The 25204-nt window shown below is 70.6% G+C and carries 24 protein-coding genes; 10 read left to right on the top strand and 14 right to left on the bottom strand.

The window, feature by feature from the left end:
- Positions 1 to 3: 3 nt before the first annotated feature.
- Together BKA15_RS27780 and dxr are read right to left on the bottom strand one after the other, a co-directional pair.
- A complete protein-coding gene (locus BKA15_RS27780; RefSeq protein ID WP_179756469.1) occupies positions 4 to 1320 on the bottom strand; it encodes a M50 family metallopeptidase in 1317 nt (438 codons plus the stop codon).
- A 21-nt stretch (positions 1321 to 1341) separates the two neighbouring features.
- Positions 1342 to 2592, bottom strand: coding sequence for a 1-deoxy-D-xylulose-5-phosphate reductoisomerase (dxr, locus tag BKA15_RS27775; protein ID WP_312879439.1), 1251 nt, complete (start codon positions 2590 to 2592; stop codon positions 1342 to 1344).
- 120 nt (positions 2593 to 2712) lie between these two features.
- Here dxr and BKA15_RS27770 point away from each other — a divergent pair, with 120 nt between their 5' ends.
- Together BKA15_RS27770 and BKA15_RS27765 are read left to right on the top strand one after the other, a co-directional pair.
- On the top strand, positions 2713 to 3237 hold the full coding sequence (locus BKA15_RS27770; protein ID WP_179756467.1) for a hypothetical protein: 525 nt from the start codon (positions 2713 to 2715) through the stop codon (positions 3235 to 3237).
- A 150-nt stretch (positions 3238 to 3387) separates the two neighbouring features.
- Complete coding sequence (locus BKA15_RS27765; RefSeq protein ID WP_179756465.1) at positions 3388 to 4833, top strand: serine hydrolase domain-containing protein; 1446 nt, start codon at positions 3388 to 3390, stop codon at positions 4831 to 4833.
- Between the two features lie 1096 nt (positions 4834 to 5929).
- Here the strand turns inward: BKA15_RS27765 and BKA15_RS27760 are convergent.
- From BKA15_RS27760 to BKA15_RS37050, 3 genes are read right to left on the bottom strand one after another with little or no spacing between them, the layout of a single operon-like run.
- On the bottom strand, positions 5930 to 6838 hold the full coding sequence (locus BKA15_RS27760; RefSeq protein WP_179756463.1) for a DUF2510 domain-containing protein: 909 nt from the start codon (positions 6836 to 6838) through the stop codon (positions 5930 to 5932).
- Positions 6839 to 6891: 53 nt separating this feature from the next.
- Positions 6892 to 7311 (bottom strand): VOC family protein, encoded by a 420-nt coding sequence (locus BKA15_RS27755; RefSeq protein WP_179756461.1) that lies wholly within the window; start codon positions 7309 to 7311, stop codon positions 6892 to 6894.
- On the bottom strand, positions 7308 to 8210 hold the full coding sequence (locus BKA15_RS37050; RefSeq protein WP_179756459.1) for an AraC family transcriptional regulator: 903 nt from the start codon (positions 8208 to 8210) through the stop codon (positions 7308 to 7310). Before BKA15_RS37050 ends, BKA15_RS27755 begins: the two co-directional genes overlap by 4 nt.
- A 29-nt stretch (positions 8211 to 8239) precedes the next feature.
- Here BKA15_RS37050 and BKA15_RS27745 point away from each other — a divergent pair, with 29 nt between their 5' ends.
- Positions 8240 to 8884, top strand: coding sequence for a LysE family translocator (locus BKA15_RS27745; RefSeq protein WP_179756457.1), 645 nt, complete (start codon positions 8240 to 8242; stop codon positions 8882 to 8884).
- 52 nt (positions 8885 to 8936) lie between these two features.
- Positions 8937 to 10070: an LOG family protein gene (locus BKA15_RS27740; RefSeq protein WP_179756455.1), complete on the top strand. Its 1134-nt coding sequence runs from the start codon at positions 8937 to 8939 to the stop codon at positions 10068 to 10070.
- Positions 10071 to 10209: 139 nt separating this feature from the next.
- Here the strand turns inward: BKA15_RS27740 and BKA15_RS27735 are convergent, their stop codons facing one another.
- Complete coding sequence (locus BKA15_RS27735) at positions 10210 to 11178, bottom strand: quinone oxidoreductase family protein (RefSeq protein WP_179756454.1); 969 nt, start codon at positions 11176 to 11178, stop codon at positions 10210 to 10212.
- 2 nt (positions 11179 to 11180) lie between these two features.
- Entirely contained in the window at positions 11181 to 11555 is a 375-nt protein-coding gene (locus BKA15_RS27730; RefSeq protein ID WP_179756452.1) for a hypothetical protein, read from the bottom strand.
- A gap of 144 nt (positions 11556 to 11699) precedes the next feature.
- Here BKA15_RS27730 and BKA15_RS27725 point away from each other — a divergent pair, with 144 nt between their 5' ends.
- Positions 11700 to 12218: a pyridoxamine 5'-phosphate oxidase family protein gene (locus BKA15_RS27725; RefSeq protein ID WP_179756450.1), complete on the top strand. Its 519-nt coding sequence runs from the start codon at positions 11700 to 11702 to the stop codon at positions 12216 to 12218.
- On the opposite strand, the gene malQ is transcribed toward BKA15_RS27725, so the two are convergent.
- Positions 12200 to 14359, bottom strand: coding sequence for a 4-alpha-glucanotransferase (malQ, locus tag BKA15_RS27720; protein WP_179756448.1), 2160 nt, complete (start codon positions 14357 to 14359; stop codon positions 12200 to 12202). The genes BKA15_RS27725 and malQ overlap by 19 nt on opposite strands.
- Positions 14360 to 14495: 136 nt before the next feature.
- Here malQ and BKA15_RS27715 point away from each other — a divergent pair, with 136 nt between their 5' ends.
- The 3 genes from BKA15_RS27715 (at position 14496) to BKA15_RS27705 (ending at position 19173) form a co-directional block, all read left to right on the top strand.
- A complete protein-coding gene (locus tag BKA15_RS27715) occupies positions 14496 to 15065 on the top strand; it encodes a hypothetical protein (RefSeq protein WP_179756446.1) in 570 nt (189 codons plus the stop codon).
- A 288-nt stretch (positions 15066 to 15353) separates the two neighbouring features.
- Positions 15354 to 18140, top strand: a complete 2787-nt coding sequence (locus tag BKA15_RS27710; protein WP_179756444.1) for a ribonucleoside-diphosphate reductase subunit alpha — start codon at positions 15354 to 15356, stop codon at positions 18138 to 18140.
- A 49-nt stretch (positions 18141 to 18189) separates the two neighbouring features.
- Positions 18190 to 19173 (top strand): ribonucleotide-diphosphate reductase subunit beta, encoded by a 984-nt coding sequence (locus BKA15_RS27705; protein WP_179756442.1) that lies wholly within the window; start codon positions 18190 to 18192, stop codon positions 19171 to 19173.
- Between the two features lie 39 nt (positions 19174 to 19212).
- On the opposite strand, the gene BKA15_RS27700 is transcribed toward BKA15_RS27705, so the two are convergent.
- The 5 genes from BKA15_RS27700 to BKA15_RS27680 form a co-directional block, all read right to left on the bottom strand.
- Positions 19213 to 20412 carry an MFS transporter gene (locus BKA15_RS27700; protein ID WP_179756441.1) on the bottom strand — a complete coding sequence of 400 codons (1200 nt, stop codon included), beginning with the start codon at positions 20410 to 20412 and terminating at the stop codon, positions 19213 to 19215.
- 25 nt (positions 20413 to 20437) lie between these two features.
- On the bottom strand, positions 20438 to 21298 hold the full coding sequence (locus BKA15_RS27695; protein ID WP_218871604.1) for a TrmH family RNA methyltransferase: 861 nt from the start codon (positions 21296 to 21298) through the stop codon (positions 20438 to 20440).
- 231 nt (positions 21299 to 21529) lie between these two features.
- Positions 21530 to 22057: a YbhB/YbcL family Raf kinase inhibitor-like protein gene (locus tag BKA15_RS27690; protein ID WP_179756439.1), complete on the bottom strand. Its 528-nt coding sequence runs from the start codon at positions 22055 to 22057 to the stop codon at positions 21530 to 21532.
- Positions 22058 to 22144: 87 nt separating this feature from the next.
- Complete coding sequence (locus BKA15_RS27685) at positions 22145 to 22732, bottom strand: hypothetical protein (RefSeq protein ID WP_246322437.1); 588 nt, start codon at positions 22730 to 22732, stop codon at positions 22145 to 22147.
- 200 nt (positions 22733 to 22932) lie between these two features.
- Positions 22933 to 23508, bottom strand: a complete 576-nt coding sequence (locus BKA15_RS27680) for a TetR/AcrR family transcriptional regulator (RefSeq protein ID WP_179756435.1) — start codon at positions 23506 to 23508, stop codon at positions 22933 to 22935.
- 44 nt (positions 23509 to 23552) lie between these two features.
- On the opposite strand from BKA15_RS27680, the gene BKA15_RS27675 reads away from it, so the two are divergent.
- The gene (locus BKA15_RS27675; RefSeq protein WP_179756433.1) at positions 23553 to 23807 is read left to right on the top strand and encodes a nuclear transport factor 2 family protein; all 255 of its coding nucleotides are present in this window, start codon (positions 23553 to 23555) and stop codon (positions 23805 to 23807) included.
- Between the two features lie 97 nt (positions 23808 to 23904).
- Positions 23905 to 24789 carry a phosphotransferase gene (locus tag BKA15_RS27670; RefSeq protein ID WP_179756431.1) on the top strand — a complete coding sequence of 295 codons (885 nt, stop codon included), beginning with the start codon at positions 23905 to 23907 and terminating at the stop codon, positions 24787 to 24789.
- Positions 24790 to 24795: 6 nt separating this feature from the next.
- Here the strand turns inward: BKA15_RS27670 and BKA15_RS27665 are convergent, their stop codons facing one another.
- Positions 24796 to 25194 carry a VOC family protein gene (locus BKA15_RS27665; protein ID WP_179756429.1) on the bottom strand — a complete coding sequence of 133 codons (399 nt, stop codon included), beginning with the start codon at positions 25192 to 25194 and terminating at the stop codon, positions 24796 to 24798.
- Between the last annotated feature and the right edge of the window lie 10 nt (positions 25195 to 25204).

Below are 25204 nucleotides of genomic sequence, written 5' to 3'. Positions count from 1 at the left end.
ACGTCAGCCGCTGAACAGCTTGATCGGGTCGAAGATGTCGGCGATGATCAACACCGCCCCGGAGAGCGCCACCACGATGCCGACCGCCCAGGCGACCGGCAGCATCCGCGCGGTGTCGACGTGGCCCGGGTCCGGCCGCCGGAACAGCCGGGACAGGCCTCGCCTGAGCCACTCGTAGATCGCGCCGGCGATGTGCCCGCCGTCCATCGGCAGCAGCGGGATCAGGTTGAACAGGGCCAGGAACAGGTTGACGTTGCCGAGCGTGAGGGCCAGCGCCGCGAGTTTGTCGGCGACCGGCACCTGGTCGGTGGAGGCGATCTCGCCGGCCACCCGGCTCGCCCCGACGATGCTCATCGGGCCGTACACGTCCCGCGGCTGGCCGGTGACCAGATCCCTGGCCACGTTGAAGACCTTGACCGGGAACTGCGCCAGCAGGTAGCCGGTGCGCTGGGTCAGGTCCCACATGTCGTTGAGGACGGTGACCGGGCCGCCGCGCTCGCGGACCGGCTGCGGCGTCACGCCGAGGAAGCCCTGCTGGATGATCTTGGACGGGTCCCACTCGTCGCGGACCCCGTTCAGTGCCGTGTTGACCGGCTTCAGCTCGACTGGCTGACCGCCGCGCAGCACGGTGAGCCTGGCTTCATGATCGAGATTGGCGCGGATCGTCGCCTGCAGCTGGTCCCAGGACTCGATCCGTACCCCGTTGAAGGAGACGATCTCGTCGCCCGGCTGCAGCCCGGCCAGGAAGGCGGGCGTCTTCGGGTCGTTCGGGGCGCAGGCGGAGGCCGGCGCGTCCAGCGGCCGGATGCACTCGCTGACCGTCTGCACGGTCAGGGTCTCCCGGTAGACACCGTACGTCGCGGTCACTCCGAGCAAGATCACGAAGGCCAGCAGAATGTTCATGATCGGCCCGCCGGCCATGATGATCAACTTCTGCCACGGCTTCTTCTGGTAGAGCAGCCGGCCGTCGTCCTCGGGCCGGATCTCCTCGTACTCGGCGGCCCGGGCCTGGTCGGCCAGCGACTGGAAGATGCCGGTCCGGGTGGCCCGGACCTGATTCGGCCGCTCCCGGCTCGGCGGGTACATGCCGATCATCCGGACGAAGCCGCCGAGCGGGATGGCCTTGATCCCGTACTCGGTCTCGCCCTTGCGCCGGGACCACAGGGTACGACCGAAGCCGACGAAGTACTGGGTGGTCTTGACGCCGAACAGCTTCGCCGGGACCAGGTGGCCGATCTCGTGCAACGCCACCGACGCCATCACCAACGCGAAGAAGATGAGTGCGCCCGCGATGTAGATCACGGTCTCCAGGGCTGACATCGGTCCTCTCGATCTCCCGGGCTAGCGCCGGTAGCATTCCTCGCCGGCCCGTTGCCGGGCCCAGCCGTCCGCCGCGAGCACGGTCTCCACCGTCACGTGGTCGGTGAAGCCGGCCGGTGCGGCCACCGATGATCCTACGTCGGCTCCGGGATCGCCCGCAGGTCTCGCCTCGCCGAGGTGTTCGGCCAGGATGTCGGCGACGATGTCGACGATGTCGGTGAAGCTGATCCGGCCCTCGTGGAAGGCGTCGACGCACACCTCGTTGGCCGCGTTGTAGACCGCGGTGGCCGTACCGCCGGCCCGGCCGGCCCGCTTGCCCAGCTCCACCGCCGGGAACGCCGCGTCGTCCAGCGGTTCGAACGTCCAGCTGGTGGCCTGGGTCCAGTCGCACGGGCGGGCGGCGCCGGGCAGCCGGTCCGGCCAGGTCAGGGCCAGCGCGATCGGCAGCTTCATGTCCGGCGGGGAGCACTGGGCGAGCGTGGAGCCGTCGACGTACTGGACCATCGAGTGCACCATCGACTGCGGGTGCACCACGACGTCGATCCGGTCCAGGTCGATCCCGTACAGCAGGTGCGCCTCGAGCACCTCCAGCGCCTTATTGACCAGCGTCGCCGAGTTGGTCGTGATGACCCGGCCCATGTCCCAGGTCGGGTGGGCCAGCGCCTGCTCCGGCGTGACGTCGCGCATCTGCTCCCGGGTCCAGCCGCGGAACGGCCCGCCGCTGGCGGTGACGATCAGCCGGTCCACCTCCTCGGCCCGGCCGGCCCGCAGACACTGCGCCAGCGCGGAGTGCTCGGAGTCGACCGCGACCAGTTGCCCCGGCTTCGCCGCCCCCGTGACGAGCGCCCCGCCGATCACCAGCGACTCCTTGTTGGCCAGCGCCAGCGTGCTGCCGGCGGCCAGCGCGGCCAGCGTCGGGCGCAGGCCGGCCGACCCGGTGATCCCGTTCAGCACGACGTCGGCCGGCTCGGCCGCCGCCTCGGTCGCCACGTCCGGGCCGGCGATGATCTTGGGCAAGGTCAGCTTGCCCTCGGCCCAGCCGCGCCGGGACGCCTCCGCGTACAGCGCGAGCTGCAGGTCCTGCACCGCCGACGCCTGGGTGAGCGCGACCAGCCGCGGGCCGAACTCGAGGACCTGCTCGGCCAGCAGCTTCGGCCGGGTACCGCCGGCGGCCAGCACGGATACCCGGAACCGGCCCGGATTCTCGGCGATCACCTCCAGGGCCTGGGTGCCGATGGATCCGGTGCTGCCCAACACGACGACGTCACGCACGGGTTCAGTCTTCCCTATCCTTGGCCGGGCCGGCGTCAGCGCCGCGTCAGCGGGAGCGGTCACCGTGCATTCAGGCCCGAGCGACCGCACGGATCAACGCCCCCGAGGAGCAGCCGCAGCATGAATGACCAGACCGGCGCGTACGTGATCCGGTATTCGGCCTCGTGGGAGAGCCTGGCGCTGGCCGCGCTCAGTGTGGCGTTGACCTTCTCCTTGGCGCGCCTCGCCGCGACGACCGCAGAGCCGCTGGCCTGGATCCCGTTGCCCTTCGCCGGCGGCTTCGCGCTGTTCCTGGTCGTCAGCCATCTGGCCCGGCTCGGCAAGGTCGCGCTGCGGGTCGACAGTCACGGGCTGACGTTCGGCGGGCAGCCGTTCCGCCACCGGGAGACCACGCACACCGTGCCGTGGACGGCGATCGATGCGGTGGTCGTCTACCGGACGTATCTCTATCGGGTGCAGGGGTTCGGGCCACGGACCGGCCGCTTTCTCGGGCTCCGCGGGACCGAGGCTCCGATCATCCTCCCGGGCCGGCCCGATCCGGTCACCGACCCGTCCCGCTACGCCGCGATGATCGACCGGCTGCGCCGTTGGGTCCCGCACGTCCCGCCCGACGTCGCGTACGCCAGCCGGCGGGTCTGGGGCTGACCCCTGTCCCGCGACCGACTCGCCGAGGCCGTGACCCGCTTCGCACCCCGCGTCGAGGTCGTCGACACCGGGTGATCCGCTCGGTGCACGGGTCTCGAACTGATCTTGTCCGAGACCGCCGGACCACCGATCGAGGCTAAGGTGTGCCTCGTGACCCAGCAGTTGGAACGGGCTTCGGCGGCCGAGCACGGGCTGAGGCCCAGGGCCGTCCTCGATTTCCTCGATGATCTTGATCAGGAACTGCACAGCCTGATGATCATCCGGCACGGCAAGGTGCTGGCGGAGGGCTGGTGGGCACCGTACGGGCCGGAGCAGGTGCACCTGATCTACTCGCTGAGCAAGAGCTTCACGGCGACAGCCGCCGGGATCGCGGTGGCCGAGGGCAAGCTGCATCTGGACCTGCCGCTGCTGGCCTACCTGGACGACCTGGCCGACTCCGCGGCCGGTGACCGGATCCGGAAGCTGACCGTACGGGACACGCTGCGGATGGCCACCGGGCACCTCGAGGACACGCTCTGGCGCTCCTTCGTCGCCGACCCGCACGAGCCGCTGCGCGGTTTCCTCGGGATCGAACCCGATCATGAACCGGGCAGCGTGTTCGCGTACAACAACACGGCCACGTACGCGATCGCCGCGATCACCCAGCGGGTCACCGGAGAGACGCTGCTGGACTACCTGACGCCGCGGCTGCTGAAGCCGCTCGGCATCGACCAGGCGCACTGGACCGCGTACCCGGAAGGCCGCCAGCTCGGCTACACCGGCCTGCACCTGACCACGGAGTCGATCGGCAAGTTCGGCGAGCTCTACCTGCGCCGCGGGAGGTGGGGCGACCGGCAGCTCGTCCCCGCCGCGTACGTCGACGAGGCGACCTCGGCGCTGACACCCAACCAGCAGGGGTCGACGCCGGACTGGCAGCAGGGCTACGGCTTCCAGTTCTGGCGGTCCCGGTACGGCTACCGGGCCGACGGCGCGTTCGGCCAGTTCTGCCTGGTGCTGCCGGACCAGGACGCGGTGATCGTGATGACGTCGGCCGCCTTCGACGCCCAGTCGATCCTCGCGACGGTCTGGCAGCACCTGCTGCCCGGCTTCAGCCAACGGCCGCTGTCCGGCGCCGACCGTGACGCCGACGCGCTGGCCGAACGACTGGCGACGCTGACCCTGCCGACCGCCGACCAAGCGGCCGACGCGGCCGCCGAGCAGCCGTACGGCCGGCCGCCGGAGGCCGAGGACGCGCCGCGGCCGGACGTCCACGTCACCGGTGTCGAGTCGGGCGACTACGGCGTCTGGCGGGTCAGCCTGACCCACTCCGATCCGATGCTGCCGCCGGAGACGCCGTACTTCGACCTGGTCGCCGCGGCCGACCGCTGGCTCGAGACCACCGTCGAACTGCCCGGCGACCGGGAGCTGCGGCTCGCCGCCAGCGGCACCTGGCTGGACGACATCTTCCGGCTGGACCTGGTGCTGGTGCAGACCCCGCACCGGATGACCCTCTGGTACGCGCCCTCGACCGGCGGCACCATCACCGAGTGGGTCACCGCCCCGCTCCCCGGCACCTCCCTCTTCGGCCTAGCCCTCCCCCGCGCCCTGACCCTCTGAAACCCCGCGGACCCAAGCGAGTGGGGCGTATCCGGCCGGGTGTACGCGGCAGGTAGTGACCCACAGCATCAGGGAATTGCTCGACCTGGCTGTCGCGAGGGCGGCCAGGGCGCTCAGTCGTCGAGCGGTGCCCGGCTCGGGCCCGCGGGCAGGTTGAGGCATGGGTCCGGCAGCGATGGTGTCGCTTTTCCTCCACGCGTCGAGCATTGCCACGTGGCACTCGCCCTTGGCTTGCGAACCGTGGAGGAAAAACGACGCCAACTGCGCCCAGCACAGCGCCCTCATCCCGCCCGGTGCACGCGCCCGCCGGCTCCGCCCCGCCGTCCCCCACGCTCCACCCGCCCCCGCCCGCCCGTTCCGTCTCGCCCGTCCCCGCGCCGCCGCGCCCGATTCCGCCGCGCCCGTTTCCGCCCCGCCCCGTTTCGGCCGCTCCGTTACGCCTCGCCCGTCCCCGCGCCGCCCGTCTGCGCGCCGCCGAGCCCGATTCCGCCCCGCCCGGTTCCGCCCGCGCCCGACCACCAGTTTCCGCCGCGCCGGCCACCCGTTTCCGCCCCACCCGTTTCCGCCCGCGCCGGCCACCCGATTCGGCCGCGCCCGGCCGGCCGTTTCGGCCGCGCCGTTCCGGCCTCGCCCGGCCAGCCCTTTCGGCCGCGCCGTTCCGCCTCGCCCGTCCCCGCGCCCGCAGCCATTCGCCCCGGCCCGCCCGCCCGTTCCCGCGCCGCCTTGCCTCGCGCACTGCCGGTCGCCGCGCCGTCTGTTCGTCGCGCCGCCTGTTCGTCGCGCCGCCTGCTCGTCGCGCCGCCCGTCGGCGTCGCCTCTGCCCTCGCCGTCCCCAGCAGGCCCACGTCGGGTTGTCGACAATCCCATCGCTGGCGCGAGTCCTGGCGTTGAAATGTCGACAACCCGACGTTCCAGGCGGATGGGTCGGCGCGGCGGGGACGATCTCGCGCGCCGCACGACGGTCCGGCCTTTCGATGCCTAGCCGCGACCCTGATCTCGGGTCGCGACCCCGGTTCCCGGCGCGACGACCCGTCCCGTCTGCCGCGGCGGGCTCAGGGCAGGCGCCACTCCTTCTCCATGACTGTGTCGGCCCGGGTCAATCGACGGTGAGGTCGCGGACCGCGTTGTCGCGGAGGGTCTGCAGGCCGGCGTCGCCGATCGCGACGGCCCCGATGAACAGGCCGTAGGCGTCCGGACGGCCGGTGTCGACGACGATCACGTCGACCGTGTCGCCGGGGACCCTGCGGTCGGAGACGTAGATGTCGGTCCGGATCCACCAGGCCTGGTGGCCGTCGATGGTCGTCTGCTCCGCCTTGAGGTCCTTGGTGGACTGTTCGGTGGTGTACCAGCCGGAGCTGGCGACGCACTGCATCACCTTCTGCGCGGCGGCCTTCGGCGTCGGGGCGAACCCGTCCGCGGCACGGATCTCGCCGACGCCGAGGAACGCGGCCCAGCCCGGGTAGACCGAGAAGCCCTGCGACTCGACGTCGTAGCCCCAGCTCACGCCGCTGGTCTGCAGGTCGTCCACCCAGCCGTCGATCCGCGGGAAGGACAGGCCGCCGCCGTGCACCCGGCCGTCCGGCGGGCGCGGTCCGCGCTCGCGGGGATTGCCGGTCGGGCAGGCGATCGTCGTCTCGGCGGTCCCGCTGGCGGACGGGCTCGGCGTCGGCGACGGTGACGGCGTCGGCGACGCGGTGGGGGTCGGCGAGGCGGTGGGCCGGCTGTCGTCCCAGCCGGACACCGTCGAGGACGGGACCGGGTCGTCCGTGATCGGACGGCCGGCGCCCGCTTGCCGTACCGCGAAGAAGATGATCAAGCCCAGTACGACGACCAGCGCCAGGCCGCCGATGATCAAGGACAGCCCGCGCCGTTTCCCCGGCCGCTCGGCGCCGGTGGCCGGGCCGCCCGGGCGGTCGGTGGTCTGCTGGGACCAGGCACGACCGTCCCAGTAGCGGTACTGACCGGGTGCGCCGGAGGGGTCGGGATACCAGCCGGGCGTCGACACGGGCGTCAGTCAATCACGGCGCGGTCCCACCGCCGGCGCCCGTCCCGACAAGATCAGCGGGTACGGGGCTCGCCGCGGTAGCTGCCGACGGACCAGAGATTGCCCTCCGGATCGGCCAGGGTGAACTCGCGGCCGCCGTAGTCCCGGTCGACCGGCTCGTTGATGATCTTGGCGCCGGCGGCGACCGCCCGGCGGTGGATCTCGTCGACGTCGTCGGCCACCAGATAGGTCCCGGCCGTGCCGGGCCGGCGGCTCCAGTCGGCGTCCGGCTGGTGGCTGCCGAGCATGATCCCGCCGGTCCCGGCGCCGCCCGGGTGCGGCCAGTTGAGTTGGGCGTGGGCGACCCGGTCGCCGTCGGCGTACACGGCGGTGCGTTCGAAGCCGAGCACATCGACCAGGAAGTCGATCAGGGCCGGTGCGTCGGCGGCCTGCAAGGTGGGCCAGACGTTGGCAGCAGTGTCGGTGTCGGTCATGGTGGCGAGTCTTCCGGAGCCCGGTGCCCACCGGCTTGGATGTTTCGGAACTCCTCGGCGATCCAGCGGGACGGGCTGGTGCCCGTGTACTGCCGGAAGTCCCGGACCAGGTGCGACTGGTCGTAGTAGCCGCGCTCGGCCGCCACCCGGCCCAGGTCGCTCCGCCCGGTCCGGTCGATGTCGGCGGCGATCTGCCGGCGGGCCAGGTCGAACCGGAACAGCCGGCCGACCTGTTTCGGGGACGCCCCGAGTTCGGCGCCGAACAGCTGGCTCACCCGGCGGCCGCTGTAGCCGAGGTGCCGGGCCAGGCCGTCCATCGAGCCGGTGCCGCCGAACCGGGCCAGCCAGCGCCAGCCCTCGACGAGCGCCGGCGGCGGGGCCTCGACCCGCTCGGTGGCCTCGACCCGACGGCGCAGGTACGCCCAGAGCAGCTCGAACCGTTCCGCCCAGGTCGGCGTCTCCGCCATCCGCTCCCGCAGCCGGGCCGCCTCGGCGCCGAGCACGGCGACCCCGTCGCCGACCAACTCGGTCAGCTCGCGGGTCGGCGGGCCGAACAGGCGGCGCGCCGCCAGCGGGTGGACGGCGAGTTGGATGCCGACCTGGCTGCGCGGCTGGACCACGTAGGCCGGCCGCTGGTGCAGGCCGCCGAGCAGCACCTCCGCCCGCGGTGCCGCCGGGGTCAGGGCTCGGTCCGGCGTGTCGGCACCGATGATCGGGGCGTCGTCCAGCGCGAAGATGAAGGCGAGGTACGGCGACGGCAGCCCGCGGTGCAGCCCGACCGGGTTGTCCGTGGTGTGGTAGCCCGTCGCGGAGGCGACCAGGCCGGGCAGCCGGCTCGGCGGCGTGACGAACGCGTACCGGCGCCGGGCGTCCTCGGTCTCCTCGGAACTGACGGCCACGATCCCAGTGTGCTCCCTAGACTGCGGACATGCTCGTGCCGCTCGGCAACACGCTCGCGTTCGCCCTCGCCGCCTTCGTCTTGATCATCATCCCGGGGCCGTCGGTGCTGTTCGTGGTCAGCCGGGCGCTCGCGTACGGGCGCCGGACGGCGGTGCTCACCGTGCTCGGCGGCGCGCTCGGCAGCTTCGTCTGCGCGGTCGGGATCGCCGTCGGCGTCGGAGCGCTGCTGCAGGCCTCCGCGCTTGCGTACACGGTGCTGAAGTTCGCCGGCGCCGGCTACCTGGTCTATCTGGGCATCCGGGCGATCCGGCACCGCGGCAAGCTCTGGCAGGCCCTCGAAGAGGGAGCCGCGCCGGTCGGCGGCCGACGCACGTTCGTCGAGGGCTTCGTGGTCAGCGTGACGAACCCGAAGTCGATGGTGTTCTTCGCCGCCGTCCTGCCGCAGTTCGTCGACCGTGCCGCCGGCGCGCCACCGGGCCTGCAGATGATCATCTTCGGCGCGATCTTCGCGGCCATCGCGCTCCTCTCCGACACGATCTGGGGGCTCGCGGCCAGCACCGTACGCGGCTGGTTCGCCGCGTCCCGCCGACGGCTGGAGCTGGTCGGCGGCGCCTCCGGACTGACCATGATCGGACTCGGCGTCGGCGTGGCCCTGAACGGGCGCCGGGACTAGCCCGGGGTCCCTAGACTGCGGGCATGTCTGCGACGAGACCGGCGGGGCGACCGTGACCCGGCGCACGATCGAGATCGAGAGCCTGGCCGCGTTCGATGATCATCTGGCGTCCACCTCCCGGCTGAACGGCTGGTTCGTCCAGTCGGTCGACCTGACCGAGCGGGCGGCCGAACTGGACCGGGTCGTGGTCCGCGGCGCCGTGTTCCTCGGCTGCCGGTTCGGGCCGGGTGTCGAGGAGCGGCTGCGGCGGCGCGGCGCGTTGATCTTCCCCACGCTGCCGGAGTTGCCGTTCGATCCGTACCGGCCTCGGCTCTATTCGGCCGACGACCTCTACGGCGATCCGGCGGACGGCCGGCTGGTGCCGTACCCGAGCAGTCCCGATGCGGCGATCTATGCGTGGGCGAAGGAGGCCCAGGTGCACCGCTCGCTGGACCACTCGCTGGCCGCGTCGCTTCATGATCATGCGATGTCGGACGCGCTGGACGAGGCCATGCACGGCTCGGCGTACCAGAACGGTCGCCGGGTGGTCGGGATCATGGGCGGCCACGCGCTGGCCCGGACCGACGACGCGTACTGGCAGGCGGCGCGGCTCGGCGCCGACCTGACCGCGGCCGGCCGGGTGGTGCTCACCGGTGGCGGACCCGGCGCGATGGAGGCGGCCAACCTCGGCGCCTACCTGAGCCCCGAGCCGGAGGCGCTGGTCGAGGCGCGGGCGCTGCTCGGCAAGGTGACCGACTACCGGGTCTCGATCGACGACTGGGTGGAGACCGGCTATCAGGTACGGGAGCTGTTGCCGGCCGCCAAGGCCGGGCACAGCCTCGGCATCCCGACCTGGTTCTACGGCCACGAGCCGAGCAACGTGTTCGCCACCGAGATCGCCAAGTACTTCGCCAACGCGCTCCGCGAGGACACCCTGCTGCACCGCTGCCGCGGCGGCATCGTCTATCTGCCGGGCCGGGCCGGCACCCTCCAGGAGATCTTCCAGGCCGTCACCGAGAACTACTACGCCACCGACGACTCCGAGATCGCGCCGATGATCTTGGTCGGCACCGACTACTGGACCCGGGCCCTGCCGGCCTGGCCGCTGCTGGCCAAGATCGCCGAGGAGCGGTCGATGGCCGCCGTGATCGCCTGCGTCGACTCCGTCCCCGAGGCCCTGGACCGACTCGCCGAGTTCAGCCCCTGACCGCCCTCCGCATCCCCGCCCCCGCATCTATCCGCGACTGTTGCACCAATCCGCGACTGATGCAGCGGTCGCGGATGAGTGGAACGGTCGCGGATCCAGCACAACCGCGACCTACGCCACCGGACGACTCCGGCGTGGGTCAGGGGAGCAGGACGAGCTTGCCGGTCGTCTTGCGGGCGGTCAGGTCGGACTGGGCCCGAGCCGCCTCCGCGAGCGGGTAGGTGCCGCCGATCCGGACCGAGAGCCGGCCGTCGCCGATCCAGGCGAACAGCTCGGTCGACCGTTCCAGCAGCTCGCTCCGGGTGACCGTGTAGTCGGCCAGCTTCGGCCGGGTCAGGAAGACCGAGCCGGCGTCGTTGAGGCGCTGCGGGTCGACCGGCGGCACCGGGCCGCTGGACGCGCCGAACAGCACCAGGTGGCCGCGCCGCCGGACCGCGGACAGTGACGCGTCGAACGTGTCCCGGCCGACGCTGTCGTACACGACCGGAAGGCCCTCGCCGTCGGTGAGTTCGCGGGCCCGGTCGGCGAAGCCGGTGTAGCCGACGATCACCTCGTCCGCGCCGGCCTCCCGGGACAGTTCCGCCTTCTCCTCGGTCGAGACGGTGGTGATCACCCGGGCGCCCTTGATCTTGGCGATCTGGGTCAGCAGCAGGCCGACCCCGCCGGCGCCGGCGTGCACCAGCACGGTGTCGCCGGCCTGGATCGGATAGGTCGAGGTGGCCAGGTAGTGCGCGGTCAGCCCCTGCAGCGGTACGGCAGCGGCCTGCTCGTCGGACAGTCCACGGGGTACGGCGAGCAGCTTGTCCGCCGGGCCGACCAGCCGGCTGGCGTACGAACCCGGGATGCCGGCCCAGGCCACCCGGTCGCCGACCGCGAACGTGGTCACCTCCGGCCCGACCGCGCTGATCACGCCGGCCCCCTCGCCGCCGGGCACGAACGGGTAGTCGACCTTGTAGGTTCCGCTGCGCTGATAGGTCTCGATGAAGTTGACCCCGACGCCGGCGACGTCGATCGCCACCTCGCCCGGGCCGGGCTCGCGGTCCGGGACCTCGACGTAATCGATCACCTCGGGGCCGCCAGCACGGGCGTACCGGATCGCGTACGCCATGATCATTCCCCTTCGGTGCGGGCCTTGCGGGCGGCGATGAACGACCTGATCCCGAAGATCAGGTAGACCACCGTGACGACGAGCATGATGATGCTCTCGATGATCGCGCCGGGGCGTTCGGCGGTGCCGTCGAACAGCTGGCCGATCTTGGCCACGTTCATCAGCGAGCCGAGCGCGCCGATCAGCGCGAACACGAGCGCGAGGTGGATCGCGTGGCGGCGGAACTTCTCCCGCATCGCCAGCACGCCGCAGATCCCGATCAGGATCCCGACGAACGCCGGGATCAGCGCGGTCGCGCTGGACGCTCCGGTCGCGATGAACGTGATCACGCCGGTCAAGATCAGGATGACGGAGACGGCCTGGGTCAGTCTGGTCACCCGGGTCAGCATAGTGACGAGGTCTCCCGGGACGGGTCGGGCCCCGTGGCCCGGGTGAGTAACGGCCTGCTCCGGGTGTCGATCCCCGGGGTCACCCGTTCGTCGGGTGGGTACAAACGCAACAGGCACTGAAGGGAACTTGTGATGAACAACCCCGTGATCGACCTCGATCCCCGCTACAGCGACACCGGCCAGCCGCCGACGAGCTGGAGCCACACCCGGTCCGTGCTCGAGACGGCCCAGCTGTTCTGGATCGCCACGGTCCGCGAGGACGGCCGGCCACATGTCGTCCCGCTCGTCGCCGTCTGGCTGGACGACGTCTTGTACTTCAGCTCCGGCGAGGAGGAACAGAAGACGGCCAATCTCCGGCACCATGATCGCGTAGCCCTGACCACCGGCTCCGATCATTGGTACGCCGGGCTGGACGTCGTCGTCGAAGGACGGGCCGAGTCGGTGACCGATCCCGCGGTGCTGGCCCGGGTGGCGGCGGCCTGGGACGGCAAGTGGGACGGCTTCTGGGGTGAGCACATCGTGACCGATGGCGGCTTCGGCACGCCGAGCGGCGGCTTTGCCAAGGTCTGGGCCGTGCGGCCGCAGAAGATCCTCGCCTTCGGTCGCGGTCCGGCCGGCTTCAGCCAGACCCGCTACCGACCGGCCGAGTGATCTTGGTCCGTACGCAGCCCGGCCGCCATCACCTCGGCCAGGGCGGCCGCGCGCGGGCTCATGATCAACTCCTCCAGCGTCATCGGCCGGCCGTCCGGATGGCTCAGCGGCATCCGCCAGTTCGGATGTTGATCAATGGTGCCGGGCTGGTTCTGCACCCGCCGATCGCCGACCAGGTCGGGCAGCGCCGCCACCCGCAACACGGCCGGGGTCGCGCTGAGGAACCGGTGCAGCGCCTCGACCACCGGCTGCTCACCTTGATCATCTTCGGCCAGCAGCCCGCGGCCGCGCAGTTCGGTCAGCCAGCCCTCGCGTTCGGCGCGGGAGCCGGCGAGTTCCTCGGCCAGTGGCCGTTCCAGGAGGCCGAGCCGCTCCCGCAGCCGGACATGATCATCGCGCAGGTAGGCCGCGGTCGGCGGCAGGTCGTGCGTGGTCACCGACGCCAGGCAGGCGGTCCGCCAGTGCTCCGCCGGCAGCGGCGTGTCGGCCTGGTAGTCCCGTTCGAACCACAGGATCGAGGTGCCCAGGATGCCGCGCTCGCGCAGGAAGTCCCGGGCCGCCGGCTCGACCGTGCCCAGGTCCTCGCCGATGATCACGGCGCCGGCCCGCTCCGCCTCCAGCGCCAGAATGCCGACCAGCGCCTCGTGGTCGTAGCGGACGTAGGTGCCCTCCTTGGGACCCGCCTCGCGCGGGATCCACCAGAGCCGGAACAGGCCGATCACATGATCGACTCGGAGCCCGCCGGCGTGCCGGAGCAGCGCCGCGACCATCTCCCGGAACGGCCGGTAGCCGGTCTCGGCCAGGCGGTCCGGCCGCCAGGGCGGCTGGTTCCAGTCCTGACCGAGCTGGTTGTACGCATCCGGCGGCGCCCCGACGCTGAACCCTCCTGCGTAGCAGTCCCGCAGCCGCCACGCGTCCGCGCCGCCCGGATGCACGCCGACGGCGAGGTCGTGCAGCACCCCGAGCCGCATCCCGAACCGGCGCGCGTCGTCCTGGGTCCGGGACAGCTGCTCGTCGCACTGCCACTGCAGCCAGCGGACGAAGTCGATCTCGGCGGCATGATCATCGGCGAACCGTTGCACCTCGGCCGATCGCGGGTCCCGGTACGGTTCCGGCCAGGTCCGGCTGTCCGGCCCGTGCCGCTCGGCCAGCACGGACCAGGTGGCGAAGTCGGTCAGCGACGAGCCCTCCCGCTCCACGTACCCGGCGAAGGCGAGCTGCCGGCCAGGCGTCCGGCCGGCCCCGAAGATGATCTTGAGTGCGGCCAGCTTCGCCGCCCAGGCGGCGTTCCGGTCGATCCGGTAGCCGACGCCCGGCGTCTGCAGCAGCCGTTCCCGGAGCCGGCGGATCCGCTTCCGGTCCTTCCGCCGCAGCGTCGCGTACTCGAAGATCGCCTCCGGCCGCAGGTAGAGCGGGTGGACGAACCGCCGGCTGGCCGGAAGGTACGGCGACGGCTCCAGCGGCGGCACCGGTTCGGCGGCATGCACCGGGTTGATCACCACGAAGTCGCCGCCGTGCTCGACCGCCGCCCAGGCCGCGAGGTCGGTCAGGTCGACCAGGTCGCCGCTGCCCCAGGACGACTCCGAGCGGACGCTGTACAGCTGCGCGGCGAGGCCCCAGCCCGGCCGGGCCGCCAGGCCGCCCGGCCAGTCGAGCCGGTCCGGGGTGACGATCAGCGCCGCCTCGGCGCGGGCGTCGCCGACCTCGGCCCGCAGGGTGTGATAGCCGGTCGGCAGGTCGTCCGGCAGCGGGTACGACCAGCGCTGGATCAGCGCACCGGCCACCTCGCGATCGCCGTCCGGGCCGTCCGGCGCCGCCAACTCCAGGTCCGGCCGCCCGTCCTCGTACCCGAGCGTGAGCCGGACCTCGGACCCGGCCGGCGCGTGCACCGGCACCGCTATCGACTGGCCCCGACGCACCGTCACGCACGGCGGCAAGGCCGATCGCCACGGCGCCAGCTCATGATCGGCCAGCGCGGCCCGGACCGAGTCCGGTGACGATGCGTCGACCTCGAGGCCGGCCAGCACGCCGACGATCGTGGCCGGGTCGACCCGGGTCAGGTTGCCCCGCCAGTCGTAGTACTCGGTGTCGATCCGGTACGCCTGCGCGAGCCGGATCAGGTCGGGGTCAGCGGACGACACGACGCCATCCTGGCATGCCCGGACCGGAGTCCACCCACAGCAACCCACAGGCGCCGGCCAGCCCGAACCCAGCCCGATGCCAGCCTCCGCCACTCACCTGGGGATCTCCACCACGACAACAAGGGAGAACCATCGCATGAGATCCAAGACCACCGTCGCCGCCGCGATCGCCGGCAGCGCACTGGCCGTGACCGGGATCGTCGCCGGCACCGGAGTCGCCGCGGCCGAACCGACGCCCACTCCGAGCGCCGGCCCGTCGGCGAGCGGCACCCCGTCGGCCGATCCCAGGAAGGCGCCGGACGACCGGACCGGTCCGGTGCGCCACACCGGACCCGGCGGGGTCTTCGCGGCGCCCGAGCTGGCGGAGAAGCTCGGGCTCGACGAGGCCTTGGTCGACGAGGCGCTCCGCGCCGCGTTCCAGGAGCTGCGCCCCGACCGGGACGCCGATCCGGACGACCGACCGTCCCGGGAGGAGCGGCAGCAGCAGCTGACCAAGCTGCTCGCCGAGAAGCTGGGCGTCGAGCAGGCCGCAGTGGAAAAGGCGCTCACCGAACTGCGCGAGGCCGCCCGGGCCGACGGCATCGCCGCGCTGAAGGAGCGGCTGGCCGAGGCGGTCGAGGCCGGCACCCTGACCCAGGCCGAGGCCGACGCGGTGGTCAAGGCCGCCGAGGCCGGCGTCATCCCGGCCGGACCGGGGCGCCGCTGACCCCTCCCCACCGACCACGTTTCCTCCCCCTCCCGCCGCCCGGTGCCGGACCTCCCCTCCGGCACCGGGCGGCGGCCCGTCCGGGCCGTCCGACGTGAGTTCCACCACTCGTCCGGAGGCCTCCGCGCGGGCCCGTCGAGCAGGTTTCCGCAGGTTCTCAGGGGTCCGCTGAGCGTGCCGCGCGGCGGCCGGGCGAATTCGCGGCGACTGGGTAGTTACAAACCTGTCATTTCCATATATGGTGGTCTTCGCGCCAAACAGCCACTACAGGTAGGGAGGATCCCCAACATGACCGTGACCAGTGAGATCCGAGTCGTCAAGCGTGACGGGGGCCTTCAGCAGTACGACGGGTACGAGATCGCCCGCTCCATCGAGGACGCCGCACGCGGCCTCGACGACGCCATCAAGCGGGCTACCCAGATCCAGTCCGAGCTCGAGATCACGCTGTTCGACAAGATCACCACGGAGCAGCTGGACGAGGCCGTGATCGGCATCGCGCTGCAGAACGTGAAGGACGATCCGGCGTTCGACACGATCGCCGCCCGGCTGTTGATCAAGACCCTCTACAAGCGAGTGCTCGGCGAGACCAACGACCTGTTCGGCGACTCGGCGCCCGAGACGATCCAGGCGCTGCACCGGCTGCGGTTCGCCGACTACCTGAGCGACGCGATCGAGCGCGGCCTGCTGGATCCCCGGCTGGGCAGCGAGATGTTCGACCTGGAGCGGCTGGCCGCGGCGCTGGATCCGACCCGCGACGACCTGCTCCGCTACATCGGCGTGCAGACCATGCGGACCCGTTACATGATCAGTGATCATGATCGGAACCCGCTCGAGGTGCCGCAGTACTTCTGGATGCGGGTGTCGATGGGCCTCTCGCTCAACGAGGAGGACCCGACCGAGGCCGCGCTCGGCTTCTACGAGGGCATGTCCCGGCTGGAATACCTGGCCGCCGGCTCGACGCTGGTGAACGCCGGCACCTCGTACGCCCAGCTCTCCAACTGCTTCGTCATGCAGATGGAGGACGACATCGAGCACATCGCGAAGTCCGTTCGCGACGTGATGTGGCTGACCAAGGGCACCGGCGGGATCGGCCTCTCGGTGTCCAAGCTGCGCAGCGAGGGCTCGCCGATCCGGTCCAACAACACCACCTCGACCGGCCCGATCCCGTTCATGCACACGATCGACTCCACCCTGCGGGCGGTGTCTCGTGGCGGCAAGAAGTTCGGCGCGCTCTGCTTCTACATGGAGAACTGGCACCTCGACTTCCCGCAGTTCCTCGATCTCCGGCAGAACGCCGGCGACCCGTACCGCCGCACCCGGACCGCCAACACCGCGGTCTGGATCTCCGACGAGTTCATGAAGCGGGTGCGCAACGACGAGGACTGGTACCTGTTCGACCCGCTGGAGGTCGAGGACCTGACCGAGCTGTACGGGGCCGCGTTCTCCCAGCGCTACGCCGAATACATCCGGATGGCCGAAGCCGGCGAGATCAAGCGGTTCAAGAAGATTCGGGCCCGGGAGCAGTTCCAGGCGATCCTGATCTCCCTGCAGACCACGTCGCACCCGTGGCTGACCTGGAAGGACACGATCAACACCCGGGCGCTGAACAACAACACCGGGACGATCCACCTGTCCAACCTGTGCACCGAGGTCTGCCTGCCGCAGGACCGGGACAACGTCGCGGTCTGCAACCTGGCCTCGATCAACCTGTCCAAGCACCTGCGCGGCTCCGGCCCGCAGGCCCGGATCGACTGGGACCGGCTGCGCCAGTCCGCCCGCTCCGCCGTACGGCAGCTGGACAACCTGATCGACATCACCATCTCCTCGGTGCCGGAGTCGGAGCGGTCCAATGCCGACAACCGGGCCATCGGGCTCGGCGTGATGGGCTTCACCGACGTGGTGGAGCGGATGGGCTACTCGTACGAGAGCGAGCAGAGCTACGCGCTGGCCGACGAGATCATGGAGTTCGTCAGCTACCACGCGATCGACGAGAGCGCCGACCTGGCCCGTGAGCGCGGGGCGTACTCGAACTTCCCGGGTTCGCGCTGGTCGAAGGGCATGGTCCCGTTCGACACGATCGACGAGCTGGAGCGGGACCGCGGCGTGAAGGTCGACGTCGACCGGACCACCCGGCTGGACTGGGACGCTCTGCGTACCAAGGTCAAGGGCGGCATCCGCAACGCCACCCTGATGGCGATCGCCCCGACCGCCTCGATCGGCCTGGTCGCCGGCACCACCCCGGGCCTGGATCCGCAGTTCTCGCAGATCTTCAGCCGGGCCACCTCGTCGGGCAAGTTCCTCGAGGTAAATCGCAACCTGGTCAAGGATCTCAAGGAGTACGGCCTCTGGGAGCAGGTCCGCGACGACCTGCTGCGCGCCCAGGGCGACGTGTCCAAGATCGACATCGTGCCGGAGGAGTTGAAGAAGATCTACCGGACGTCGTTCCAGCTGTCCCCGTACGCGTTCATCAACGTGGCCGCGCGGGCGCAGAAGTGGATCGACCAGGCGATCAGCCGCAACATCTACCTGGCCAGCCGGGACGTCGGCGAGATGGTCGACCTGTACAGCGCGGCCTGGGACAAGGGCGTCAAGACGACGTACTACCTGCACATGATGCCGCGGCACACCGCCGAGCAGAGCACCGTGAAGGTGAACAAGGCGGCCGAGCTGCGCGGCGGGTCGGCCCCGGCCGAGGCCGACGGCGGCTCGACCAAGAGCACCCCGGCGCGGCGCGGGTTCGGCTTCGGGCGCTCCGGCGGCCGTACCCCGACCTCCCCCGCCACGGCGTCCGAGGTGCCCGCGGTCGCGGCAGCCGAGACGGTCGACGCGGTCTCGGTGCAGCGGCCCCAGACAGTCGAAACACAGTCCGCCGAGGCGCAGGCCGTCACGGCGCACCGGCCCACCGCGGCCGAACGTGCCGCCACCGCGCAGGCGACCAAGCCGGTGCAGTCCGAGAGCGAGTCCGTCGCGCGGCCGGCCCGGGCCGTGCAGCTGTCCGTGACGCCGGCCATCTCGGTGAACGACCTCGACCTGATCGACCCGCAGGACCTGGTGCAATGCGATTCCTGCCAGTAGGCCGGTACCTGTCAGACTCGGTCGCGGCACCACGTGGGAAGGAATGGCGATGACATCGATTCTGGGGACCGGGATCACCGAAGGGCTGCTGCTGAAGCCCGTGACGTATCCATGGGCGTACGAGCTCTACAACCAGGCGGTGGCCAACACCTGGTTCCCGCACGAGGTCCAGCTCGGCGAGGATCTGAGCGACTTCGGCCGGATGACGGACGACGAACGGCACGCGCTGACGCACCTGATGAGCTACTTCAATCCGAACGAGCTCCTGGTGAACAAGGCGCTGGCGTTCGGGGTGTATCCGTACGTGAACTCGGCCGAGTGCCACCTGTATCTGGCGAAGCAGATGTGGGAGGAGGCCAACCACTGCATGGCCTTCGAGTACGTGCTGGAGACGTTCCCGATCGACCGGGCGGCGGCCTACGAGTCGCACATCAGCGTGCCGTCGATGGCCGCCAAGGAGCAGTTCGAGGTCAACTTCATCCGCCGGATGACCGAGCAGACCCTGGACATCTCCACCGTCGAGGGCAAGCAGGACTTCGTCCGGAATCTCGTTGCGTACAACGTGATCCTGGAAGGGATCTGGTTCTACTCCGGCTTCATGGTGGCACTCTCGTTCCGGCAGCGGAACCTGCTGCGCAACTTCGGTTCCTTGATCGACTGGATCGTCCGGGACGAGAGCCTGCACCTGAAGTTCGGGATCAACCTGATCTTGACCGTGCTGGACGAGAACCCCGAGGTCGGCACCGAGGAGTTCGCCGAGGAGATCCGCGGGATGATCTTGAAGGCGGTCGAGATGGAGGAGGCGTACAACCGGGATCTGTTGCCCAACGGGATCCTGGGCATGAACGCCGACTACATCAACCAGTACGTGAAGTATCTGGCCGACCGGCGCCTCGAGGAGCTCGGCTTCGAGTCCGAGTACAACGTGACCAACCCGGCCAAGTGGATGGCGACCGCCAACGACACGCTGCAGTTGGTCAACTTCTTCGAGTCGATCAACACGTCGTATGAGGTCAACGCCCGCGCCAAGTGATCACCGCCGACGCTCCCTGATCCTGCCCTCCGGCAGGGTTCAGGGAGCGTTGTCGTTGCGGGCGGTCAGGACCAGGATGCTGATCAGGAACAGCCCTGCCGCGGGGAGCAGGGCTCCGGTCAGGCCGGCCAGGCCGGCGATCGCCGCGAGGACGGAGGTGCAGGCGATCTCGCCGACGTACTCGGCCTGGGCGAGGAACGAGTGCACGGTGGCCCGGACGTCGCTGGTGGCCCGGCGATTCACCCAGATCGTCGTGACCGTACGGATCAAGGGCAGCGCGGCGCCGGAGGCGATCAGGACCGCCAGTACGGCCCAGGTCAGGTTCGGCGCCAGCGCCAGCAGAGTCAGCCCGGCGGCGGCCGCTCCGCAGGCCATGATCAGCGCGGTGCGGGCGCCGCGTTCGCCCTCGATGCGGCGCTCGACGGCGAGCAGGGCGAGCGCGCCGGTGATCAGGCCGGCGATGCCGAGCAGCGTGAACCAGAGCGTGCCGTCCCGGGTGGACGGGAAGCCGAGCTCGGCCAGCCGGACCGGGTAGATCCGGCCGAACGAGTCGGCGGCGCCGTTGACCAGCACGGTGACGATCACCAACGCGAACAGGGTACGGTCGCGCAGCGCCAGCCGGGCACCGCGGCGGGCGATGCCCAGGGCGGCGCGCAGGTGGCCGGTCCGGACCGGCGTGAAGTTGCGCTCTGGGAACGTGACGGCGACGACGACACCGAGCACCAGCATCGCGACGCCGGCCACGACGATGCCGGTCTGCCGGCCGACCAGGATGCCGAGCCCGCCCAGCGTGATCATGCCGACCGCGGCCCCGGCCAGCTGCCAGCGGGCCTGCCGGGTGAGCACCGAGGTGATCATGGCCGGCCGGTCCAACTCGTCGGTGATCCAGGCGACGTCGGCCCCGCTGGAGAACGTCCACGAGATGCCCCAGAGCATCTGGGACAGCAGCAGCGGCCAGAAACTGCCGAACAGCCCGGTGGTGATCATGGCCGTCCCCATCAGGGCGTGCGCGATCACGATCGCCCCCTTGCGGCTGATCGCGTCCGCGAACACCCCGGCCGGCACTTCGAAGATCACCGCGGCGACGCCCTGGGCCGCCGCGATGATCAACAACTCGGCCGGAGTGAGGCGCGCGTCGACCACCATGAACAGGCTGGCCAGCAGCCACCAGCCGTTGTGCAGGACGGCGCGGGCACCGATCCAGCCGAGGAAGAGGCGAACCAGGAGCGACGGGTTCATCGAATTCCTCGCGGCTGGACCCGGTTCACCCGGACCCGGGGGCCGCGATCCCGGACCGCTGCCGGGCCGCCTCGAACAGCAGCACCCCGGCCGCGACCGCCGCGTTGAGGCTGTCCGGCCCACCCGCCGGCCCGGCCGACATCGGAATCCGTACCGGATGGGCGACCTCGGCCCAGCGCGACGACAGCCCTCGCTGCTCGCTGCCGATGGCGATGGCCGCAGCCCCGGTCAGGTCCGCGTCCCAGGAGGCGTCCGGTGCGTCCGGGATGCCCGCGAAGATCGTGATCCCCCGCTGCTGCAACCAGCGCAACGCCGAGCCCGAGTCGGTGATCGCGAGCGGCACGGTGAACAGATGACCGAGCGAGGCCCGGACCACCCCGGGCCCGTACGGATCGGTCGCCGGATCGCAGATGATCACGCCGTCGACGCCGGCCGCACAGGCGGTGCGCAGCATGGCGCCGAGGTTGCCCGGCTTCTCGATCCCCTGCACCACCAGGAGCAACGAGCCGTGCTGGGCGGGCAGCCCGTTCAACGGCGCCGGGAAGATCCGGCCGACTCCGATCAGCCCGTCGGGCCGGTCCCGGTGGCTGATCCGCCGGAACGGTTCCTCGGCGAGTTCGACCAGGCGAGTGCCACCGGCGCGGGCGCGGGCCAGCAGTGCCGCCTCGTGCCGGCCGGACCAGAGTGCCCGGCAGTAGTAGAGGTCGAGCAGGTCGACCCGGGACTGGGCTCGACTCAGTTCCCGGTAGCCCTCGATCAGGAAGGCGCCGGCGCGAGCCCGATGGCGCGGCAGCCGGAGCCGTACCAGCTCGGCCACCTTCTTGTTGGTACGCGACGTGATCACCGGATCCGCGCGCATGCCGGACACAGGTCCGTTCATGATCATCACCCGATGGTGCAGACGTGATCACCGGCCGGCATCCGTCGAGGCGGGCAGCCGGTGCAGTGGACAGTTCGTGATCGGAGCGCGAAGTCAGCGGTCGGGAACCCGACCGGCCTCGCACATGATCCTGATCATCGGAACTGTCCTCCTCGTCCGCTTCGGACTGTAACCCCGCAGGGCCGCGACCTGCCAGTGAATATCCGAGGAGTGCGGGACCCTGGTGTCGCGTAGCCCCTAGCGAGCTTCCCAGGTGCCCATGATCACGGCCCGGCCGACGCTGTGCGAGAACAGATTGAAGCCGAGGTAGGCACAACTCGCCTCGGCCGGGATGCCGAGCGACGCGACGCCGACCGCATGGACGCCGATGTAGTAGCGGTGCGGCCCGTGCCCGGCGGGCGGCGCCGCACCGACATAACCGGCGAAGCCGGCGTCATTGCGCAGCTGGAACGCCCCGGCCGGCAGGTTCGCGTCACCCTCGGCTCCGGCGTCGGTCGGCAGCGAGGTCGTACTCACCGGAACGTCGGCGACGGCCCAGTGCCAGAACCCGCTGGTGGTGGGGGCGTCCGGGTCGAAGACGGTGATCACGAACGACTTCGTCTCCGCCGGGAAGCCCGACCAGGACAGCTGCGGCGACCGGTCCGCTCCCCCGGCGCCCATCCGCCCGCTCACCTGCGGCTGCCCGAGCACCGCACCGTCGGCAAGATCATCACTGGTCAGGTCGAACGAGGGCACGGACCCAATCACGTCGTACGGAGTAGCCATGGATGTCACCTTAGCGAGGTTCCCGACGAGCCGGCCCCCGTGAGTGCGCAGGCACATGAGGGCCGGCCGCCGTTCCTGAGTGGTGACTCAGACAAGCTCTGGCACGTGCAGATGAGCCATCGCAAGTTCGTACTCCCTCACCTCCCTGATCGCCATTCCTGCAGCGTCCGTGGCGGCGGCGCGAAGCTGATCGGCCATGGCGCGACTGCCCTCGAGAGCTTCGCGGGAGTCGTACGTCGACGTGATGCAGCACCGACCGGTGTCCCGGTTGAGCAGGACACTGATGCTGCAGAATCCGTTCAGCTGCTCGATCTTCGGCAATGAGTCGCGGATGAACTGCAGCGCCGCTTCGGGCATGGACGGCTCGACGTCTGCCCAGGTCACCCGACTGCAGCAGCCTTCCGACGTACGGTGCTCGCGGTGCATTAGGGCAATTTCCCACTCGTCCACCGAAATCGACCCACCGAAGACTTCGCCGGCCCGGGCCCGGATCGCTTCGACCTCGTCCATACTGGCTCGCATCGACTCCTCGGAGTCCCAGGAACTCGTCGCGATGCATTCACCCGAGTCTCTGTCGATCAGCACGGACAGGCCGCGACACCCACCGATGGCGCCCAACATCGGACGGACTTCTTCGTCCACGAATCGGATGCCAGGATCGATGTTCTCCGGCATGCCGCGAAACGTGGAGGAGCGTGCAAACACGGTCCACCTCCCAACGGTTGAGGCGATGCCCGACCGGCATCGCCGGCTAGGGATCCACATTCCTCCCTTCCGGCCCGCTCCGCAATGCCGTCATCGAGATGCCGCCCGAACCAAGTGCCGCCAGCGGCGGAGGGTTCGCTGGTGAGACGACCCGCAAGCACTGTCTCGGGCTAGCGACGGCGCCCGTTGCCGATGATCGATTCGGCGAGCTGCCGGGCGCCGGGCGCCGGATTGGACGCCGGGTGGTTGGCGCCGACGGCCAGCGTTCCGTTGATCAACAGGACGAGCTGCTCGGTGGCGAGTGCCGGCTGCGGGTGCGCGAGCTCGCGCAACTCGTGCTCGATGAGTTCGTGCACGCGCCGGTGGTAGTCCCGGGTGACCTCGTGGCCGGGGTGGTCCGGATCGGCCAGGGCGAGTTCGGCGGCCAGATAACGACAGCCCCGGAAGTCGGGTTCCTCGATCACCGCGCCGAGCCAGTCGAAGATCGCCAGCAGCCTGCGGCGCGGATCGGTCCCGGCCGCCTCCAGGGTCTGCCGGTAGGCCGCCTCGTCCTCGGCAGCCGTCACCCGTAGCACCTCGGTGATCAACCCGTCCTTGCCGCCGAAGTGTTCGTACAGGGAACGCCGGGCGACCTTCGCCTGCTTCAGCACGGCATCGATCCCGACTGCCATGCCCTGCGCGTACGTGAGCTCCTTGGCCGCCGCCAGCAGGCGATCACGCGGGCCGGGCGTCGTCCGTGTGGTCATGGCATCACCCTACTTGGCCGATAGACCGATTGGTCTATAACCTGATGGAAGCCATGCAGCCCGCTCCGGACGGCGCCCGGACGGTCGACCGCGACGCCTGCCTGGAGTTCTGGCGCACGCTCGCCCAGGATCGCGGCAGCCGGTTCGAGCCCGAGGCGGTCACCATCGGCGGCGAACACGCGACGATTCGCTGGCGGCTCCACTTCGGCGCCGGGCTCGCGGAGTCGGTGCGCGGCGTGACCCTGATCCGGATCCGCGCGGGGAAGATCATCGAGGCCCGCGGCTACGTGAAGTCATGATCAAGAACGCTGTCGCCGATGTCCCCCGCTGTTGGGGAGAAACGCCCGAGTACGCGACTTTCCGCTCAGAGCGGGGGATGTTCGCGACACTGGCCGGATGGATGGCGACTCCGAACTGATCCGGGCGATCAATCGCCGAACGGGCGCCGGACTGATCGTCCGGGGACGCGCGGAGCACGGCAAGCTCGGTGGCGCGATCTATGCCGAGTGGCCGGACGGGCGACCCGCGGTGGTGACGCTCTTCGACGGCGAACTGCCGGCCGCCCGCCAGGTGGCCGAAATTCTCAATCTGCTGCAGGACCGCGGATACCCGGTGCCCCGACACGAGCTCGTGGTCGAGCTCGGTGATCAGGTCGTCTTCGTCCAGCAGCGCCTGCCCCAGGCGGCCTCGACTGGGCTCAGCCTCGCGCGGATCCGGGGAATCGCCGCGATCAACGAGCGGTTCGCGGGCGCCTTGGCCGACCTTCCGGACGTGCCGCCGGTCACGCGCTGGTTCCGGCCACCGGGTACGGACCCGTACCTGATCCTGGACCTGGTTCCGCAGCATGATCACCGGGCCCGCGACGTGGCCGAGGAGATCCTGCGGATCACGACGGCTGAGGCCAGCGAGGACCGGCTCGCTGGCGATGATCTTGTCCACGTCGATCTCAGCGCGGCGAACGTCCTCTTCGATGATCAGGAGCGCCCGACGGCCGTGGTCGACTGGAACCTCGGCGTCTACCGCGGTGATCGGCGACTGGCCCTGGTCCAGACCCGGTTCGACCGCGAATGGTTCGTCCGGCGCGCCGATCCCGACCAGGTCGAACTCGCGGCGGCACACCTGCTGGACGAGATCCTGACGGACCTGATCCCACCCGACCAGCTCCGGACCTTCTGGGCATTCTGGCTGCTGCACCAACTGCCGAGGGCCCTCCGCCGCGGCGCCGCCGCGCCCGTGATCGACTGGCAACTGGCCTTGGCCGAGTCACGATTGAGTCACTGAGCAAGATCAGCGGAAGTCCGCCTCGGTCATGCCCGGCGGATGGCCGGGCGCCCATTGCACCAGTTCGATCCGGTAACCGTCCGGATCGGTCAACCAGGAGACGCGCGGTCCCGGCTCGGACGGCGGCTCGGCCTCGATGCCGCGGCCGGCGAGTTCACTGATCATGGCATCAAGATCATCGACCTGGACGACGAGGTGGTTGATCGCACTCGTGTCGGTGACCGGCCGCTCCGGGTCGTGGACCAGTTCGAGGCTGACGTACGGATCGTCCGGCAACCGCAGCATCGTCAGACTGCCGAACCCGGTCTCGGGCACCCGTCCGACCTCCAGGTAGCCGAGGGCGGTGTAGAAGGCGAGCGAACGGTCCAGGTCGGTGACCCGGAGTCCCAGGTGCAGCATGCGCATGGCCACCTCC

Origin of the sequence: Microlunatus parietis, from assembly GCF_013407955.1 — a bacterium.
GTDB classification, from domain to species: Bacteria; Actinomycetota; Actinomycetes; order Propionibacteriales; family Propionibacteriaceae; genus Microlunatus; species Microlunatus parietis.
This window is presented reverse-complemented; position numbering and strand designations above follow the sequence as displayed.

What these genes read in the sequence shown, in the direction of transcription:
- BKA15_RS27685 (WP_246322437.1), bottom strand. Translation starts at nt 22,732, where the DNA reads ATGCCGGAGAACATCGATCCTGGCATCCGATTCGTGGACGAAGAAGTC.
- BKA15_RS27670 (WP_179756431.1), top strand. Translation starts at nt 23,905, where the DNA reads ATGGATGGCGACTCCGAACTGATCCGGGCGATCAATCGCCGAACGGGC.
- BKA15_RS27755 (WP_179756461.1), bottom strand. Translation starts at nt 7,311, where the DNA reads ATGACCGACACCGACACTGCTGCCAACGTCTGGCCCACCTTGCAGGCC.
- BKA15_RS27665 (WP_179756429.1), bottom strand. Translation starts at nt 25,194, where the DNA reads ATGCGCATGCTGCACCTGGGACTCCGGGTCACCGACCTGGACCGTTCG.
- BKA15_RS27745 (WP_179756457.1), top strand. Translation starts at nt 8,240, where the DNA reads ATGCTCGTGCCGCTCGGCAACACGCTCGCGTTCGCCCTCGCCGCCTTC.
- BKA15_RS27770 (WP_179756467.1), top strand. Translation starts at nt 2,713, where the DNA reads ATGAATGACCAGACCGGCGCGTACGTGATCCGGTATTCGGCCTCGTGG.
- BKA15_RS27710 (WP_179756444.1), top strand. Translation starts at nt 15,354, where the DNA reads ATGACCGTGACCAGTGAGATCCGAGTCGTCAAGCGTGACGGGGGCCTT.
- BKA15_RS27780 (WP_179756469.1), bottom strand. Translation starts at nt 1,320, where the DNA reads ATGTCAGCCCTGGAGACCGTGATCTACATCGCGGGCGCACTCATCTTC.
- BKA15_RS27735 (WP_179756454.1), bottom strand. Translation starts at nt 11,178, where the DNA reads ATGGCGTACGCGATCCGGTACGCCCGTGCTGGCGGCCCCGAGGTGATC.
- BKA15_RS27725 (WP_179756450.1), top strand. Translation starts at nt 11,700, where the DNA reads ATGAACAACCCCGTGATCGACCTCGATCCCCGCTACAGCGACACCGGC.
- BKA15_RS27700 (WP_179756441.1), bottom strand. Translation starts at nt 20,412, where the DNA reads ATGAACCCGTCGCTCCTGGTTCGCCTCTTCCTCGGCTGGATCGGTGCC.
- BKA15_RS27690 (WP_179756439.1), bottom strand. Translation starts at nt 22,057, where the DNA reads ATGGCTACTCCGTACGACGTGATTGGGTCCGTGCCCTCGTTCGACCTG.
- BKA15_RS27715 (WP_179756446.1), top strand. Translation starts at nt 14,496, where the DNA reads ATGAGATCCAAGACCACCGTCGCCGCCGCGATCGCCGGCAGCGCACTG.
- BKA15_RS27705 (WP_179756442.1), top strand. Translation starts at nt 18,190, where the DNA reads ATGACATCGATTCTGGGGACCGGGATCACCGAAGGGCTGCTGCTGAAG.
- BKA15_RS27695 (WP_218871604.1), bottom strand. Translation starts at nt 21,298, where the DNA reads ATGATCATGAACGGACCTGTGTCCGGCATGCGCGCGGATCCGGTGATC.
- BKA15_RS27680 (WP_179756435.1), bottom strand. Translation starts at nt 23,508, where the DNA reads ATGACCACACGGACGACGCCCGGCCCGCGTGATCGCCTGCTGGCGGCG.
- BKA15_RS27675 (WP_179756433.1), top strand. Translation starts at nt 23,553, where the DNA reads ATGGAAGCCATGCAGCCCGCTCCGGACGGCGCCCGGACGGTCGACCGC.